At 43.5% G+C, this 17,207-nt stretch carries 15 protein-coding genes; 12 read left to right on the top strand and 3 right to left on the bottom strand.

Features of this window, described 5'->3' with window-relative positions; translation table 11 throughout:
* Positions 1-15 precede the first annotated feature (15 nt).
* From AAEY93_RS08720 to AAEY93_RS08710, 3 genes are read left to right on the top strand one after another with little or no spacing between them, the layout of a single operon-like run.
* Positions 16-762, top strand: coding sequence for a (Fe-S)-binding protein (locus AAEY93_RS08720; protein WP_101031805.1), 747 nt, complete (start codon positions 16-18; stop codon positions 760-762).
* A gap of 8 nt (positions 763-770) precedes the next feature.
* Positions 771-2,159: a lactate utilization protein B gene (locus tag AAEY93_RS08715; RefSeq protein ID WP_101031803.1), complete on the top strand. Its 1,389-nt coding sequence runs from the start codon at positions 771-773 to the stop codon at positions 2,157-2,159.
* Between the two features lies 1 nt (position 2,160).
* Positions 2,161-2,724 carry a LutC/YkgG family protein gene (locus AAEY93_RS08710; protein ID WP_101031800.1) on the top strand — a complete coding sequence of 188 codons (564 nt, stop codon included), beginning with the start codon at positions 2,161-2,163 and terminating at the stop codon, positions 2,722-2,724.
* Positions 2,725-2,988: 264 nt separating this feature from the next.
* On the opposite strand, the gene AAEY93_RS08705 is transcribed toward AAEY93_RS08710, so the two are convergent.
* Complete coding sequence (locus AAEY93_RS08705; protein ID WP_124011571.1) at positions 2,989-3,888, bottom strand: LysR family transcriptional regulator; 900 nt, start codon at positions 3,886-3,888, stop codon at positions 2,989-2,991.
* A 341-nt stretch (positions 3,889-4,229) separates the two neighbouring features.
* On the opposite strand from AAEY93_RS08705, the gene AAEY93_RS08700 reads away from it, so the two are divergent.
* From AAEY93_RS08700 to AAEY93_RS08670, 7 genes are all read left to right on the top strand, one after another.
* Entirely contained in the window at positions 4,230-4,874 is a 645-nt protein-coding gene (locus AAEY93_RS08700; RefSeq protein ID WP_101031794.1) for a GntR family transcriptional regulator, read from the top strand.
* 55 nt (positions 4,875-4,929) lie between these two features.
* Positions 4,930-5,808 (top strand): methylisocitrate lyase, encoded by an 879-nt coding sequence (prpB, locus tag AAEY93_RS08695; RefSeq protein ID WP_101031792.1) that lies wholly within the window; start codon positions 4,930-4,932, stop codon positions 5,806-5,808.
* A gap of 104 nt (positions 5,809-5,912) precedes the next feature.
* Positions 5,913-7,037 (top strand): bifunctional 2-methylcitrate synthase/citrate synthase, encoded by a 1,125-nt coding sequence (gene prpC, locus AAEY93_RS08690; protein WP_101031790.1) that lies wholly within the window; start codon positions 5,913-5,915, stop codon positions 7,035-7,037.
* Between the two features lie 103 nt (positions 7,038-7,140).
* Positions 7,141-9,735 carry a Fe/S-dependent 2-methylisocitrate dehydratase AcnD gene (gene acnD, locus AAEY93_RS08685; RefSeq protein ID WP_124011570.1) on the top strand — a complete coding sequence of 865 codons (2,595 nt, stop codon included), beginning with the start codon at positions 7,141-7,143 and terminating at the stop codon, positions 9,733-9,735.
* Positions 9,736-9,821: 86 nt separating this feature from the next.
* The gene (gene prpF, locus AAEY93_RS08680) at positions 9,822-10,991 is read left to right on the top strand and encodes a 2-methylaconitate cis-trans isomerase PrpF (RefSeq protein ID WP_124011569.1); all 1,170 of its coding nucleotides are present in this window, start codon (positions 9,822-9,824) and stop codon (positions 10,989-10,991) included.
* Between the two features lie 437 nt (positions 10,992-11,428).
* On the top strand, positions 11,429-13,414 hold the full coding sequence (locus tag AAEY93_RS08675; RefSeq protein WP_351076179.1) for a cation:proton antiporter domain-containing protein: 1,986 nt from the start codon (positions 11,429-11,431) through the stop codon (positions 13,412-13,414).
* A gap of 21 nt (positions 13,415-13,435) precedes the next feature.
* Positions 13,436-13,591, top strand: a complete 156-nt coding sequence (locus AAEY93_RS08670) for a hypothetical protein (protein ID WP_351076176.1) — start codon at positions 13,436-13,438, stop codon at positions 13,589-13,591.
* 135 nt (positions 13,592-13,726) lie between these two features.
* Here the strand turns inward: AAEY93_RS08670 and bcp are convergent, their stop codons facing one another.
* Together bcp and AAEY93_RS08660 are read right to left on the bottom strand one after the other, a co-directional pair.
* A complete protein-coding gene (bcp, locus tag AAEY93_RS08665) occupies positions 13,727-14,194 on the bottom strand; it encodes a thioredoxin-dependent thiol peroxidase (protein WP_351076172.1) in 468 nt (155 codons plus the stop codon).
* A gap of 108 nt (positions 14,195-14,302) precedes the next feature.
* Positions 14,303-14,839, bottom strand: a complete 537-nt coding sequence (locus tag AAEY93_RS08660) for a glycine cleavage system transcriptional repressor (protein WP_124011524.1) — start codon at positions 14,837-14,839, stop codon at positions 14,303-14,305.
* A gap of 284 nt (positions 14,840-15,123) precedes the next feature.
* Between AAEY93_RS08660 and dapA the strand changes: the two genes are divergently transcribed.
* Together dapA and bamC are read left to right on the top strand one after the other, a co-directional pair.
* A complete protein-coding gene (gene dapA / locus AAEY93_RS08655; protein WP_124011523.1) occupies positions 15,124-16,008 on the top strand; it encodes a 4-hydroxy-tetrahydrodipicolinate synthase in 885 nt (294 codons plus the stop codon).
* 4 nt (positions 16,009-16,012) lie between these two features.
* On the top strand, positions 16,013-17,110 hold the full coding sequence (bamC, locus tag AAEY93_RS08650) for an NlpB/DapX family lipoprotein (protein ID WP_124011522.1): 1,098 nt from the start codon (positions 16,013-16,015) through the stop codon (positions 17,108-17,110).
* The last annotated feature ends 97 nt before the right edge of the window (positions 17,111-17,207 follow it).

The following is a 17,207-nucleotide window of genomic DNA, read 5'->3' as shown; positions in this document are numbered from 1 at the left end:
GGATAACACCGCCTTATGAAAATAGCACTATTTATACCTTGTTTAGTGAATCAAATGATGCCCGATGTGGCCATCGCAACCCTGACATTATTGGAAAAGTTAGGCCATGAAGTGATTTTTCCGCCAGGGCAAACCTGTTGCGGCCAACCGATGACAAACTCAGGCTGTTTTGATGAAGCCAAAAATACCACGCTTAAATTACTCAATGCATTTAAAGGTGTTGAGTGTGATGCCATTGTATGTCCTGCTGCCAGTTGCCTTGTGGCAGCCAAAGAAAACTTTCACGAATTTGATGGTAGCCAAGAGGCACAAGCTGTCATCAGTAAGCTTTATGAGTTGACCGAATTTTTACATGACATCGCGCCGATTAAAACCTTCAAGCGTTCAGTGGCGGCTAAAATTAGTATTCAAATGAGCTGCCATGGGATCCGTATGCTTAATTTGGCGACGCCCACAGAACAAATGGGTAAAAAACGCTTTAATAAAGTGGAAGCTGTGTTGGCCAACATTGCTGGGCTCGAGATTGTCTATCCGGCGCGTATCGATGAATGTTGTGGCTTTGGTGGCACGTTTGCCGTAGATGAAGGGGCGGTCTCCGCTAAGATGGGTAAAGATAAAGCTCAAGCCCATGCGGCAACGGGAGCTAAATATGTGGTGGGGTTTGATCCCTCATGCTTGTTGCATTTAGATGGCATGATCCGTCGCCAAAAATTACCGATAGAAACCCGTCACATTGCCCAAATCATTAATGATGCACTGTAGGAGCGACCATGACTGAATTATATTCTGCATCCGGTTCAAAGGTGCATGCCCATAAAGCTGAAATTTTTTGCCGCGATGAAACCCGTGTCGATTGGCATTCTAAAGCCCTTTGGGCATTACGTGAAAAACGTGATCGCGCCGCGGGCAGTATACCCGAATGGGAACAATTAAGGCTGCTAGGCTCACAACTTAAACTTCATACCTTGAGCCACTTAGCGGATTACCTTGAACAATTTGAACAACAATGCCTTAGCAATGGTATTAAGGTGCATTGGGCTAAAGATGCTCAGCAACATAATGAAATTGTCCAAGGTATTTTAGCTCAACATAAAGTTAAGAAACTGGTTAAATCAAAGTCGATGTTAACTGAAGAATGCCATATGAATCCGTATTTAGAACGCCATGGCATTGAAGTGGTTGATACCGATTTAGGTGAACGCATTATTCAGTTAGCCAATATGCCACCATCGCACATTGTGGTGCCAGCCATTCACATGAAAAAAGAAGAAGTGGGTGAGTTATTTCACCAACAGTTAGGCACTAAAGCCGGTGAATCAGATCCTTTGTATTTAACCCGTGCTGCTCGAGCGCATTTGAGAGAGAAATTCCTCACTGCCGACGCCGCCATGACCGGTGTCAATATGGCCATTGCCGATCAAGGTGCTATCGTTGTGTGTACCAACGAAGGTAACGCTGATATGGGCGCTAACTTACCTAAGTTGCAATTGCACTCAATGGGCATCGATAAAGTGGTTCCTAATATGGATTCTGTAGGGGTGTTGTTGAGGACACTGGCCCGAAATGCCACAGGGCAACCCATTACCACCTATTCATCGTTTTACCGTGGTCCACAAGATGGCGGTGAGATGCACGTGATCATTGTTGATAATGGCCGAAGCGATATGATGAAGGATAAAATTTTAGCCGAGTCGCTAAAATGTATTCGTTGCGGTGGCTGCTTAAACACTTGTCCTGTATATCGCCGTTCAGGTGGTTATAGCTATAACTACACCATTCCAGGCCCTATTGGTATTGCCGTAGGTGCCAAGCATGATGATACCAATTCTATCCCTTGGGCATGTACGTTATGTGGCAGTTGCACTTACGTGTGCCCAACGATGGTGCCTTTGGATAAAATTATTGCTCATCATCGTCGTTTAAAAGCGGAGGCCAAGACCTTGCCTTATGGCAAAGGTAGCTATATGCCGTTAGTTGGCCGTTTTATGGGCAATGAAACCTTAATGAATACCTCTATGTCAGCAGCAAGATTAGCATTGCGGGTATTACCGGGAAGTTTACTCAAGCCATTTAGCGGTGCATGGGGGAAATATCGCGAATTACCTGTCGCGCCAGAGTCAAGCTTTGCCACCTGGTATAACAAGAATCGGAGCCGTTAATATGTCTAATAAAAATAGTATTTTATCTGAACTATCGAAATCGGCATTGGATAATCATGCCATGCCAGACATTGATGTAGTTGCTAATAATGATGATCTTGTTGGCCAATTTAGCGCAAGTTTAAAGACAGTCGCAGGGACGCTTCACAGCGAAGGCGGCTTAGTATTGCTACAACAGGCCGTCGATGATCTGATAACACAAAATATGCAGGTGATCTCGTTGATGGAGGGGATTAAAGGCAATCGTCAGGTGCCTGCAACCGCTCATGATCTGGCGGATATTGATTATGCGGTTATTCCAGGCGATCTTGGTGTGGCCGAAAATGGGGCTATTTGGGTCAATCAACCCAGTCATCGAGTGACGCCGTTTATTTGTGAAAACCTTATTCTTGCCATATCGAAAGATAATATTGTCGCCAATATGCATCAAGCGGTTAAACAAGTATCGCTGCAACAAGGTGAGTTAGGATTATTTATATCTGGTCCGTCTAAAACCGCTGACATTGAACAAGCATTAGTGGTGGGGGCCCATGGCGCCTGTAGTTTAAATGTGTACTTATACTAGGCATTAGTAACTAGTAACTAGTAGCTAGTGACTAGTTACGAGTTATTAGGTGCTAGTCATTAGTTGCTAGTCATTAGTCGCCAGCTGTTAGTTGCCAGTGATGCCATTGACTGAGTGTGTCAGTCGATGGCATCACGCTAACCTATAGCAATATAATTCGAATCGCTTAGGTTAGGAAAACGCCCGCTATTGAAGCAAAATATTCAACTTCAACTTCAACTTCAACTTCGCATGCAAATTTAAAGTATCAAAAATCGAATCGAGTTAGAACAAGTCGAAGATAGTGGCTGCACGTTGCTGCATAAACTCAATAAACAACTTCACTTTTAATGGTTGTTGGCGACGTTGATGATACAAAATACTGATGCGACGATGCTCACCAGCCCATTGTGGTAATACATGCACGAGTTCACCGTTCAATAATTGCTGTTTCGCAAATAATTCAGGGCCATATAAAATCCCGCCATCACCGACAGCTGCCCGTATTGCGCCGTGTAAATCCCCTAGGGTTAATTTAGCGGGACCATCGTAATAATACTGCTCACCATTGTGATGTTTTAAGGTCCAGTTAAACAGCGGCCACACTTTAATTAACTGATAATCAACTAGCTGCTGCGGATGGTGCAGCTCAATGAGTTGCTTAGCATATTCAGGTGATGCATATAGGCCGTAGTTTAATACCCCCAATGATGTAGATACCCAAGATGAGTCTGGTTGTGCGCCACCGACAATGGCAACGTCGACTCCTTCGTCAATTAAATCAATGGTGCTGTTATTTTGGGTGATGTGCAGTTGAATGTGCGGATGTTGTTTCGAAAAGTCGTTGATGGCCTCAATTAATATCATCGAGGTTATCGAGACGGGCGTAGATATCCGTAGGGTGCTTTGCGGCTCGTTTATGGTTTGACCACAAATACGATCAAATTGTGCCACTACATTATGGTAACGATCAAATAACGCGCCGCCTTCTTCAGTTAATCGCAGCTTTCGCGTGCTGCGCATAATCAACTGAGTATTAAGGCTTTGTTCCAATTTACTTATCTTGCGGCTGACAGTGGCAATGGGCAACTGTAACTCTTGTGCAGCAGATGAAAAACCACCTGCATTGACCACATGGACAAACAAATGGATCAATTCAAGTTGGCAAGCTAAGTGTTGGCTCATCAAGAGACCCTTATTGTATTTATCGTTCTATTAATCGATACATCAATCTCTTTATATCATTGAGTGTAACGCAACATAGGGTGTAACAGATAGCTGAGTGAGCATCGAACCACAATGGTGTGATGAGTCATACCTCGGCGGCTAATATTAGCATGGGGTGAGGTAAGGTGTATTGAGTGACATCATAAATTAGGAATGGCTAACGCTTTAGGGTTAATTAGATTAATTGTCGACAAAAAGTACCATTTAGGGTTGTTATACGTTACAAAGGTGCTATATTGTCGACAACTTGTTTTGTATAGCTGTTTTTAATGTCTGTTTTTATTATCCAAGGTATAAATATGATCCAGCCGATTACTTCTGCAGATAAGACCTTCGTAGCCCTTAGAGACGATATAGTCGAAGGTCGTATTCAGGCTGGCTCTAAATTGAGCGAAACTGAATTGTCGACAAAGTACGCCGTGAGTAGAGCCGTGATCCGTGAAGCCATTAACCGCTTAGAGTCGTGTCATATTGTTGAGCGTAAAGCCAACGTAGGCGCTCGTGTTGTGGCGTTATCTCCACAAGGGTTGATAGAGCTGTATCAAGTGCGTGAATCACTTGAAGGCATGGCTGCACGTTTAGCGGCAAAGAACATGACCGATGTCGAAATTACCGATTTAAACCATTTATTACAATCCCACTTTGACGAGGTCAAAGGGGGCGAGTCTTATTATCAAGAAGCCGGTGATGTTGATTTTCATTATCGAATTATTTTAGGCAGTAAAAATAAACACCTAATTTCAATGCTGTTTGATGGCATTTATCATTTAGTGCGCATGTACCGGGTGCAACTTAGTATGGCCGGTCCGAGAGTGACCACCGCCTATGATGAACACAAACACATTGTTCAGGCCATTTTCAATCGTGACGCAGAATTAGCCGAAATGCTGATGCGCCGCCATATTATGTATTCTAAAAACAGTATCGAACATAAATTATCGTAGCGATTTGCGTGTAGCGTTTTACGCCCACAGCCATAATTACAAAGAGGAAAATATCATGAGTGCAGGTAAAAAATTTCGTCAAGCCTTAGCCAACAATAATCCACTGCAAATTGTTGGTGCCATTAATGCTTATACCGCCATGATGGCAAAAAAAATTGGTCATCAAGCGATATATTTGTCTGGTGGTGGCGTGGCTAACGCCTCTTATGGTTTACCCGATTTGGGCATGACATCGCTAAATGATGTGCTGGTTGATGTACAGCGGATTACGTCTGCCTGTGACTTACCTTTGCTGGTGGACATTGATACCGGTTGGGGCGGGGCATTTAATATTGCTAAAACCATTCGTGATATGGAAAAAGCCGGCGCAGCAGCTGTGCACATGGAAGATCAAGTGGCACAAAAGCGCTGCGGCCATCGTCCTAATAAAGAAATTGTGCCAGTAGAAGAAATGGTTGATCGGATTAAAGCGGCAGTCGATGCCCGCATTGATCCAGATTTTTTCATTATGGCGCGTACTGACTCATTTGCTCAAGAAGGTCTCGAAGCCGCCATAGAACGTGCAAAAGCTTATGTTGCTGCTGGTGCTGACGGTATTTTTGCTGAGGCCATTAAAACCGAACAACATTATCGCGCGTTTGCTGAAGCACTTGATGTGCCTATTTTGGCCAATATTACAGAGTTCGGCCAAACCGAATTATGGAATAAGCAACAATTAGGCGAGTGGGGTGCATCTATGGTGTTATACCCATTAAGCGCGTTCCGTGCGATGAACAAAGCAGCTGAAAATGTTTACAGTGCAATTTTAATCGATGGTGACCAAAAAGCCGTGGTTGATACTATGCAAACGCGGATGGATTTGTATGACTATTTAGGTTACCACGATTATGAGCAAAAATTAGACAGTCTATTTGCCGAAGGTAAAAACAAATAACCACCCAGCACAACAGATTGACAGGTTTACGACTAAAATAAAAAATACCCTACAATCGCGATTTAGCAGCGCTAAATCGCGAACAGCATAGAAAGGAAGATATTATGGTAGACAAGAAATTATCAGGCGCAGGATTACGCGGTCAGAGTGCTGGCGAAACAAAATTATGTACTGTAGGTAAATCAGGTTCAGGCCTGACGTATTGCGGTTACGATGTTTCTGATTTGGCTGATAACGCTACCTTTGAAGAAGTCGCTTATTTATTATTTAACGGCGAACTGCCTAGCCAAGCGCAATTAGCTGCTTATAAAACCGAATTAACAGCGCAGCGTGATTTACCCGATGCCCTTAAAGCGGTATTAAAACTCATTCCTGCTGATGCGCACCCAATGGATGTAATGCGCACCGGTTGCTCGTTTTTAGGTAACCTTGAGCCAGAAGTCGATTTTACTCAGCAGAATAAAGCCGCCAATCGCTTGTTAGCCGCATTCCCAGCGATCATGTGTTATTGGTATCGTTATAGCCATGACGGTGTAGACATTGATTGCACCACCGATGAAGACTCATTAGGCGGTCATTTCCTCAAACTACTGCACGGTAAAACCCCGTCAGAGATGCACCGTAAGGTGATGGATGTGTCACTTATTTTGTATGCAGAGCATGAGTTTAACGCTTCAACCTTTACTGCACGAGTATGTGCCTCGACACTATCTGATATGTATTCTTGTGTTACCGGTGCGATTGGTACATTACGTGGTCCTTTGCACGGTGGTGCTAACGAAGCGGCGATGGACATGATCCAAAAATTCAGTTCGCCAGCTGATGCTAAAGTGCAAATGGCGTTGATGTTAGCCCGCAAAGAAAAAATCATGGGCTTTGGCCATGCCATTTATAGCGAGTCGGACCCTCGTAATGTGATCATTAAAACGTGGTCAGAAAAACTGGCTCATGAACAGGGTGATACGTCGCTATATGACATTTCTGTCGCCTGTGAAGAGTTTATGTGGGACACCAAAAAGCTATTTTGTAATGCGGATTTCTTCCATGCCTCGGCTTATTATTTTATGGGCATTCCAACCAAGTTATTTACCCCCATTTTTGTCTGTTCACGTTTAACGGGGTGGGCGGCACATGTGATGGAGCAGCGCTCGAACAACCGCATTATTCGTCCAAGTGCTGATTATGTTGGTAGCGAACCTCGTAAAGTGGTTCCTATCAGCCAACGCTAATTTGATGATCGCGTCATCATCATGATGACGCGACTTTTTCGATGATCATCTATTAATTATCACATATTGATCACCGATCGCCGAATTTACTGTGGATGTTGTTATGAATACTGATTATCGTAAACCTTTACCTGGCACAAAATTAGACTACTTTGATACCGAAGAAGCCGTTGATGCTATTGCGGCCGGTGCTTATGCCAAACTGCCTTATTGTTCACGGGTGTTTGCCGAAAACTTAGTCCGTCGTTGTTCTCCTGAGACGCTTACTGATTCGTTAAAGCAGCTTATTGAACGCAAAAGTGACCTCGACTTTCCGTGGTACCCGGCCCGTGTGGTGTGTCATGATATTTTAGGCCAAACCGCATTGGTTGACTTAGCCGGTCTGCGTGATGCCATTGCTGAAAAAGGTGGCGACCCTTCAAAAGTAAACCCAGTGGTACCGACCCAATTAATTGTCGATCACTCACTTGCGGTAGAGCATGCCGGTTTTGAAAAAGACGCGTTTGAGAAAAACCGTGCCATTGAAGATCGCCGTAATGAAGACCGCTTCCATTTTATCAACTGGACTAAAACCGCCTTTAAAAACGTCGATGTTATCCAACCCGGTAACGGCATTATGCATCAAATTAATTTAGAGCGTATGTCGCCTGTGGTACATGCACTCGATGGTGTGGCGTTTCCAGACACCTTAGTGGGCACCGACAGTCATACGCCTCACGTGGATGCATTAGGCGTTATTGCGATTGGCGTAGGTGGCTTAGAAGCTGAAAGCGTCATGCTAGGACGTGCATCTTACATGCGTCTGCCTGATATTATTGGGGTTGAGGTTACGGGTAAGCCGCAACCTGGCATTACTGCCACCGATATAGTACTTGCGTTAACTGAATACTTACGAGCGCAAAAAGTAGTGTCATCGTATCTTGAGTTTTATGGTGAAGGTACCAGCCATTTAACCCTTGGCGATCGTGCCACCATTACCAATATGACCCCAGAATACGGCGCCACCGCGGCAATGTTTTATATCGATAGACAAACCATCGATTACTTAACCCTAACGGGTCGTGACGACGCCCAAGTTAAATTAGTCGAAACCTATGCTAAACAAGCGGGTTTATGGGCAGACACCTTAACGGGTGTTGAATATGAGCGGGTACTGCATTTTGACCTATCGTCAGTCGGTCGCAATATTGCTGGGCCATCAAATCCGCATTCTCGGGTGCCAACCTCAGAATTAGCGGCGCGTGGCATTAGTGGCGTGGTTGAAAACGAACCGGGTAAAATGCCCGACGGTGCAGTCATTATTGCCGCCATTACCAGTTGTACTAACACCAGTAACCCACGCAACATGATAGCAGCTGGTTTATTGGCTCGTAATGCCAATGCACGTGGCCTATTACGTAAACCTTGGGTGAAATCGTCACTGGCACCTGGCTCAAAAGCGGTGCAATTGTATTTAGAAGAAGCCGGTTTATTACCTGAGCTTGAACACTTAGGTTTCGGCATTGTCGGCTTTGCTTGTACCACCTGTAACGGCATGAGCGGCGCGCTTGATCCGGTTATTCAACAAGAAGTGATTGATCGCGACTTATACGCCACAGCAGTATTGTCGGGCAACCGTAATTTTGACGGCCGTATTCATCCCTATGCCAAGCAAGCCTTTTTGGCATCACCGCCATTAGTGATAGCCTATGCCATTGCTGGTACGATTCGCTTTGATATTGAAAAAGATATCTTAGGCATCGATAACCAAGGTCACTCGGTCACCTTAAAAGATATTTGGCCAACCGATGAAGAAATCGATTCGGTTGTCAAAGCCAGCGTCAAGCCAGAACAGTTCCGTAAAGTGTATGAGCCAATGTTCGACATTAAAGTGGAATATGGCAGTCACATTAATCCGCAATATGATTGGCGTCCACAAAGTACCTATATTCGCCGTCCACCTTATTGGGATGGAGCATTGGCGGGTGAGCGTACCATGAAAGGTATGCGTCCATTAGCCGTTCTGGGCGACAACATCACTACCGATCATTTATCGCCATCAAACGCGATTATGCTCGACAGCGCTGCAGGGGCTTACTTACACAAAATGGGCTTACCAGAAGCTGATTTTAACTCTTATGCTACCCACAGAGGCGATCACTTAACCGCCCAACGAGCCACCTTTGCTAATCCTAAATTGTTTAACGAGATGGTGCAGGAAAACGGCAAGGTTAAACAAGGTTCCCTGGCGCGCCTTGAGCCAGAAGGCCAAGTGACACGCATGTGGGAAGCGATTGAAACCTATATGGAGCGAAAGCAGCCACTGATTATTATTGCTGGCGCTGATTATGGCCAGGGTTCGTCACGTGACTGGGCGGCCAAAGGTGTGCGTCTTGCTGGAGTTGAAGTGATTGTTGCTGAAGGGTTTGAGCGTATTCACCGCACTAACTTAGTCGGTATGGGTGTGTTACCGCTTGAGTTCACTGCAGGTCATAATCGTCATACTTATCATATTGATGGTACTGAAACCTATGATGTTTTGGGTGATCGCAAGCCGGGTGCCATGTTAAAGGTGATCATGACGCGTAAAAACGCTGAGCAAGTGACCATTCCTGTTAAGTGTCGTGTTGACACTGCCGAAGAGTTGTCAATTTATGAAGCTGGCGGTGTATTACAGCGCTTTGCCCAAGATTTTCTAGCGTCTGAAGGCTCGAAGTAATCATGTCGTTACCGCAAACCCTTATCTCGATTAATGATCAACAGGCATAAGGGTTTGCTTATTTTTAAGCTTAACAGGAATATCTGATGACTCATTTACCACAAATGAAAATTCCCGCGACGTATATGCGCGGCGGCACCAGTAAAGGGGTATTTTTTAGTTTAACCGACTTGCCTGCTGCAGCCCAAGTGGCTGGGGCTGAACGTGATGCGTTATTACTGCGAGTCATTGGCAGTCCCGACCCTTACGGTAAGCACACTGATGGCATGGGCGGCGCGACCTCAAGTACCAGTAAAACGGTGATTTTATCTAAAAGCACTCAAGCAGATCACGATGTTGATTACTTATTTGGCCAAGTCTCGATTGATAAGCCGTTTGTCGATTGGAGTGGTAACTGTGGCAATTTGACCGCCGCGGTGGGTTCATTTGCCATCAGTAATGGGTTAGTTGACGCTCGTCGGGTGCCGCAAAATGGCACCGCAGTAGTGCGTATTTGGCAAGCCAATATTCACAAAACCATTATCGCTCATGTACCGATAACCCACGGTGAAGTACAAGAAACCGGTGATTTTGAACTCGATGGCGTGACGTTTCCTGCTGCTGAAGTGCAAGTCGAATTTCTTGATCCTGCCGACGGTGATGGTGCAATGTTTCCGACGGGTAATGTGGTTGATGAACTTGACGTACCTGGCGTGGGGACTTTTCTAGTCACCATGATCAATGCCGGTATTCCGACGATTTTCATCAATGCTGCAGATATTAACTACCTTGGCACTGAGCTACAAGACGCCATAAACAATGACGATAAAGCCTTAACCATGTTTGAAACCATTCGTGCTTATGGCGCGGTTAAAATGGGCTTAATAAGTGATATCGACGAAGCTGTCGCTCGTCAACATACGCCGAAAGTCGCCTTTGTTGCGCCTGCCGCTGACTATGTGTCATCAAGTGGCAAAAGTGTGACAACCACAGATATCGACCTGGTCGTTAGGGCATTATCTATGGGGAAATTACACCATGCCATGATGGGTACCGCTGCGGTGGCTATTGGCACTGCGGCTGCCATTCCGGGGACGCTAGTTAATTTGGCTGCCGGTGGGGGAGACAGAACGTCCGTTCGTTTTGGTCATCCATCTGGAACTCTGCGCGTTGGTGCACAGGCTGAATTAGTGCAAGGTCAATGGCAAGTCAAAAAAGCCATCATGAGTCGCAGTGCGCGGGTACTGATGGAAGGTAAGGTGAGAGTGCCACAATAGTCACGGCTCTGTTTATTACCCAAAACCTCGGCATGTCCGAGGTTTTTTATTTTATCGATAAATAAACAGCTTAACTTGACACAAAAAAGAATATTATTTTATTAGAAACAATATTTTATGTGAAAAACGTTATCTTGTTATAAAATTGTAATCTAAGTTAAAAAATGCTTGATCCCTTAGGCAAATTAGTATGTCATATGCTGAGTTTATTTGTCCCAATATTGATGCGTATTAAGTCATCTTTATGTCATTAAAAAAGTCTCTAATTAAGGAGCTACCTCGTTGTTGTGATCCATTAAATACACTAAGTTCCTTTTAATCTTGTTAACTTAAAAGTTAATAAGCGAGACGATTATTAATCATTCATGTATTAACATGAAACAGATTGCTGACAGAGTCAATGAATGGCGCCGAGGGCAATACAAAAGGAAACAATTATGGTTGAACACATTACCGGCATGCTGGCATTAATCGGTGTGCTGTCGCTTTTGTGTCAATGGGTTGGTTGGAAATTACGTCTACCAGCAATTTTACCACTTCTATTATGTGGTCTACTGTTAGGGCCAGGGTTAGGTGTATTAGATCCAGATGAAATTTTCGGCGATTTATTGTTTCCTATTATTTCTTTAGGTGTTGCGGTCATCCTGTTTGAAGGGGCACTAACACTTAATTTTAAAGAAATTAAAGAGCATGGCCGCATGGTGACACACCTCGTCACGATCGGCGCTTTTATTACTTGGGCGTGTATTGCGCCCGCCGCCCATTACCTTCTCGGTTTTGATTGGGCTATCGCCATGTTATTCGGCGCATTAGTAGTGGTAACGGGTCCAACCGTGATTGTACCAATGTTGCGCACCGTAAAACCCAAATCAAATTTGGCCAGTATTTTACGTTGGGAAGGTATTGTTATTGATCCCATTGGTGCGTTATTAGCGGTACTTGTTTTTGAGTATATTGCCGCCGCCGCCGATCCAACCACTCATGTATTGAATGCGTTAGGGCTAACCTTACTGCTTGGATTTGGCTTAGGCGCTGCGGCCGGTTTTTTGACCGGTATCGCAATCCGTAAAAACGTGTTTCCACATTATTTGCGTAATACTGCCGTGCTCACCATCATGCTGGGTATTTTTGTCGGTTCTAACATCTTACAAGAAGAGTCTGGTCTGTTAACCGTAACCGTTATGGGGATTTGGTTAGCCAATATGCGTGGCGTAGACATCGCTGATATCCTCGAGTTTAAAGAGACCCTAACGGTACTGTTAATATCAGCGCTATTTATTCTATTGGCGGCTCGTCTTGATTCGGGGGCGATGCTTGATCTTGGTTTTGGTGGTCTTGGCGTACTATTAGTGGCGATGTTTATTGCGCGTCCATTAAGCATTTGGATTTCTGGCTTAGGCACCAACTTATCGTCAAAAGATAAGTGGTTTTTAAGTTGGGTTGCACCTCGCGGTATTGTGGCGGCAGCCATTTCATCTTTATTTGCAATTAAGTTAGAGTCGGTTGGGTTAGAAGGCGCGAGTTCGATTGTGCCGTTAGTATTCTTAATCATTATTGGTACGGTAGTGATCCAAAGTTTAACCGCCGGTCGTTGGGCGGCATTTTTAGGGGTAAAAGAAGGCTCAAACCAAGGGGTATTGATATTTGGAGCATCAAAATTCTCCCGTGAACTGGCTTTAATTTTAATTTCCAAAAATATTAAGGTCATTTTAGCCGATAACAACTGGGACAACATTCGTCAAGCGCGCATGGTCAATATTCCGGTATATTTTGGTAATCCTGCCTCAGAGCATGCCACTAATTACATGGACTTAAGTGGCATTGGCCGAGTGTTAGTGATATCGCCTTACCGTCAGTTAAATCCGTTGGTAATATTTCACTTCCAAGATTTAATGGGCACAGAAAAAGTTTATGGTTTAAATAATGCTGACAGTGCGAGTGCTCGTCATCAGTTGTCTGAATCCTATCTAAAACGCTTATGTTTGTTTGGTGAGAATATCTCTTATGCCAAGATTGCCACTTTAATGGCAAAAGGCGCGGTACTGAAAATAACTAACATTACCGAAAACTTTACCTTTGCACATTTCAAAAAACGCTATGGAGAAACGGCTATGCCTCTGGTTTATTTAACGAAAGAAGGTAAAGTTAAAGTGTTCTCTGGCGTTGAAGCGATTGTTCTCCCTGTGGGTATCGAGTTAATTAGCTTATTGCCGCAAGAAGCACAAGATCAAGCGGTTATTCAGCGAGCTGTAGATGATGAAGCGGAGCGGAAAACCAAAGCATTAGTTGAAGCAGATGCAAAAGTGGCAGCTGAAGCGAGAGTCGTTCGTGAAGCACAAGAAGCGCAGCTTCGTGCAATTGAAAAGTCACGCCGTAAAGAAGAAGAGCTTGCTCTGTTTGAAGTGGATGAAAAAGCCCGTTGATTAGCTGAAAAAGCGACACTAGTGCAGCAGGAAACCAGTGAGTTATCCAATAAGTTAACTGAACAAGAGGTTGTCAAAAAGACCACTAAGGATCAACTCGCCGCAACACCCGTTGACGATGCGACTCGCGATACTGTCTGTGAACTTAAAACCGGCGAAGAACCTAAAGTGGTGTAATTCACTGTGAGGTGATTATTAGTGACATTTCGTCTTAATTAGCTTGATAATAATGTAAAAGGCTTAGCAGTTGCTAAGCCTTTTTGTTGCTCATGCAAGGGTCATGTAACTGTCATACGATGGGATTGAGCTGAATTAATCTGCCAGTGTCGCTAATACCACTTCATGATGATCTTTGGTTTTGAACTTGTTGAGTACATGGCTAACGTTACCATCAGTCCCCACGACAAAACTTAAACGGTGAATACCATCGTAAATTTTACCCATAAATTTTTTCTCGCCCCACACACCAAAACCGTCAGCAACGGCATGGTCTTCATCACTTAACAAAGCAAAATTGAGTTGTTGTTTGTCTGAAAACTTGGCCAGTTTAGCCACAGGATCAGGGCTAATGCCCAATACTGTTACGTTTAAGCCATCAAGTTGTGCTTTGATATCGCGCAGGCCTTGTGCTTGCACTGTGCATCCGGGAGTCGATGCCTTAGGGTAGAAGTACACCAACACAGGACCTTTCGTTAATACTTCCTTTAACGATATGGTTTCACCTGCTTGGTTATTAAGACTAAATTGTGGTGCGTTATCACCGACCTGTAATGTATTCATCAGTTGTCCTTAATATTTAAGATGCGATTTCTGCTCAAAAAGCCCTGAGAAGTTCACGTTAATCGCATCAATATGGATTGTATTACCGTGGTTAAACATTTTTAACTATTATGGCGCCGCAATACCTTGCATACGTTTAATGGTGCACTCTAATGACAAAGATTCAGCCAGTTCATGAATACCTTGTTCAAGCTTCAATAGATTGACTTTATCGGGGATATTGATAGCGAGTAGAATCGACTGAGTTTTAAGATTGTTATTATCTTCAGCGTGGGAGCGGACTGCACCTAAATCGAGGCCTCTTTCAGCCAAGAAATGGGTAATGCTCTTCATGGTTCCGCGTAGATCTTCACCATTAAAAATAACTTCAATACGAGAGACAAAGTTTTTGGGCGTATGTTTGGATGTTCGCTTCATTACCGTCATGAGTTCAAGTTCAACACTCAACACGGGTAATAAGCTTTCGATTTTTGTCATCGCTGACCAAGATCCTGATATCATCATAATTAAGGTAAATTCATTACCAAATAATGCCATACGACTGTCGACTATATCGCAATCACAATCACTTGCTAAACGCGCTAAACGACTCACTAATCCAGGACGGTCTGCGCCCATTGCCGTAACGACCAGATAATTGGTCATGGATTTTCCTCACTTTTTGATATCTTAGAGCGAAAACTTATGCCAAAGCATGTAAGTTTTGGTGCGGGTGTTAATACTATCATTTTTCACTAAAACACCTCAATATACTAACCTATATCACTCACATAAATGTGATTATTTTTTAGCGCTATGGCTTCAAAGATGCTAGGTTACTGTGCAATAAATAGTATAAATAACTTATTTCAGATTCTGGTTACCGTAGAGCTTGTCATTAGTGGTTGGCATCAGTAACATAGCGAATCCTGAAACCGTGGGGAAGATAGATGATAAACGGAAGCATCGTAGCCTTAATCACACCAATGAATAGTGATGGCACAGTAGATTATGCAAGTCTTGAACGACTTGTTGAGTTTCATATTGAACAAGGTACTGATGCCATTGTCGCGGTCGGTACTACAGGCGAATCAGCAACTTTGCCTATGACAGAGCATGTGGCTGTTGTTACCCAAACGGTTAAGTTTGCATCAGGTCGTCTGCCTGTTATTGGTGGTAATGGCGCCAATGCCACTGCAGAAGCAATAGAATTAACCAAAGCAATGCAAAAATCAGGTGTTGTCGCCATGCTTGGCGTGACCCCTTATTACAATAAGCCTTCGCCAAAGGGGCTCATTGCCCATTATAAGGCGGTTGCTGCAAGTACTGACATTTCGCAAATTCTTTATAATGTACCAGGTCGTACCGCTGTTGATATGAAACCCGAAACCGTGGCGGAATTATCAAAGGTGAGTAATATTATTGGTGTAAAAGAGGCTACTGGCGATTTAAGCCGGGTCTCACGTTTGCGCGAATTGTGTGGTGATGAGTTTTTACTTTACAGCGGTGATGATGCCACAGCACGCGAGTTTTTATTGCTGGGTGGTAATGGCGTTATTTCCGTAGCGAATAATATTGTTCCACATGCGTTTAAAGCCATGTGTGATGCCGCATTATCTAAAAATGCTCAATTAGCTGCCACCATTGATCAACCATTGATGGGCATATATCGCTCTTTATTTTGTGAAGCCAACCCAATCCCAGTAAAATGGGCTGTTCATAGAATGGGTTTGATAGCTGATGGTCATATTCGTTTACCTTTAACTGAACTTTCTGAGCAGTTTCATGGTCTGTTAATAGAAACAATGAAACAAGCTCATATCGAGGTAAAATAAATTCATGTTAAAGAAAGTCACTCCGTTACTCCTTGTTGCAGCTATTACAGCTTGCAGTACACCATTAGATCGCCGTCAGGCAAATGGTGATGATGATTTCGTCAATGCTGAAACTACGCCATTATTGACGATCCCACAGGGCTTGAATACGCCTACTTACAGCAAAGAATATGATATTCCCGCTGTGGGCAATAAAGTAAACAAGCAACTTGTGGGTAAAAATCTTGATATTCGTGCACCATTGCAAGTATTACCAATGGCTGAAGGCACACACATCGAAGAAAGCAATGATAATATTCGAGTGGTGATTGAATCGATTGAAAGTACCACTGATTTAAATCAAGAAATATTTGATGTGATTAATGGTTATCTAGCCAAAAACAATATTGCTGTGCGTAGTGAAGATATGGCTGCAGGCTTTATTGAAACTGATTGGATTGAAAATGATGAAGTCATTGAATCTAATTGGTGGAGCAGTGACAAAGTGTATCAACTTCGTCAACGCTATCGTTATCAAGTAGAGGTGAAATCTCACGGTCGTTCAGGCTCTGTCGCAATTGATTTAATTGAACATCAAGAATTTTACGATGATAAAGATCAAAAGATTTTATTAAATGGTGAAGACAAGCGTCGTTATACCACTGATATGCTAAATAATGCCATTGCTTATATGAGTATTAAACGTGATCAAGCTATCCGTGCTGCACGGATTGAGCAAAGTCTTGGTATTAAAGTTGATTTAGTGACGAATGCCAGCGAATCTGCTTATTGGTTAGCTGATGCAAGTTACAAATCGGTTTGGGATCGCTTACGGTTAGTGTTACCGGAAATGGGTTTTGATGTTGTTGATATGGATAACAGCAAAGGCTTGTTTTACATTAATTTAGAAGAAAGCGGCGGTTTCTGGAGCTCTTTATGGAGTGAAGAAAAGTTGTCATTGAAAAAAGGCAATTATCGTCTACTGCTTAAAGAAACCGAAGATGTTAATCAAACTAAAATATTGCTGCGTGATGTAGAAGACAAACCATTACCTGATGAGTCTATTACAGAAGTGTACAACATTATCTCAGACTTAATGCAAGAAGACCGTAAAATTCGTTAAGCGTTACGGTTAACGACTTTATCCTAAAAGAGACGCTTCGAGCGTCTCTTTTGCTTTGCCGGCTATACAGTTTTAATATTCATTTTATTCAATGGGT

It is taken from the genome of Shewanella sp. CAL98-MNA-CIBAN-0140 (assembly GCF_040309905.1).
Classification (GTDB): domain Bacteria; phylum Pseudomonadota; class Gammaproteobacteria; order Enterobacterales; family Shewanellaceae; genus Shewanella; species Shewanella psychromarinicola.
Note: the sequence above shows the minus strand (reverse complement) of the source record. Positions and strands in the feature narration are given on the sequence as shown.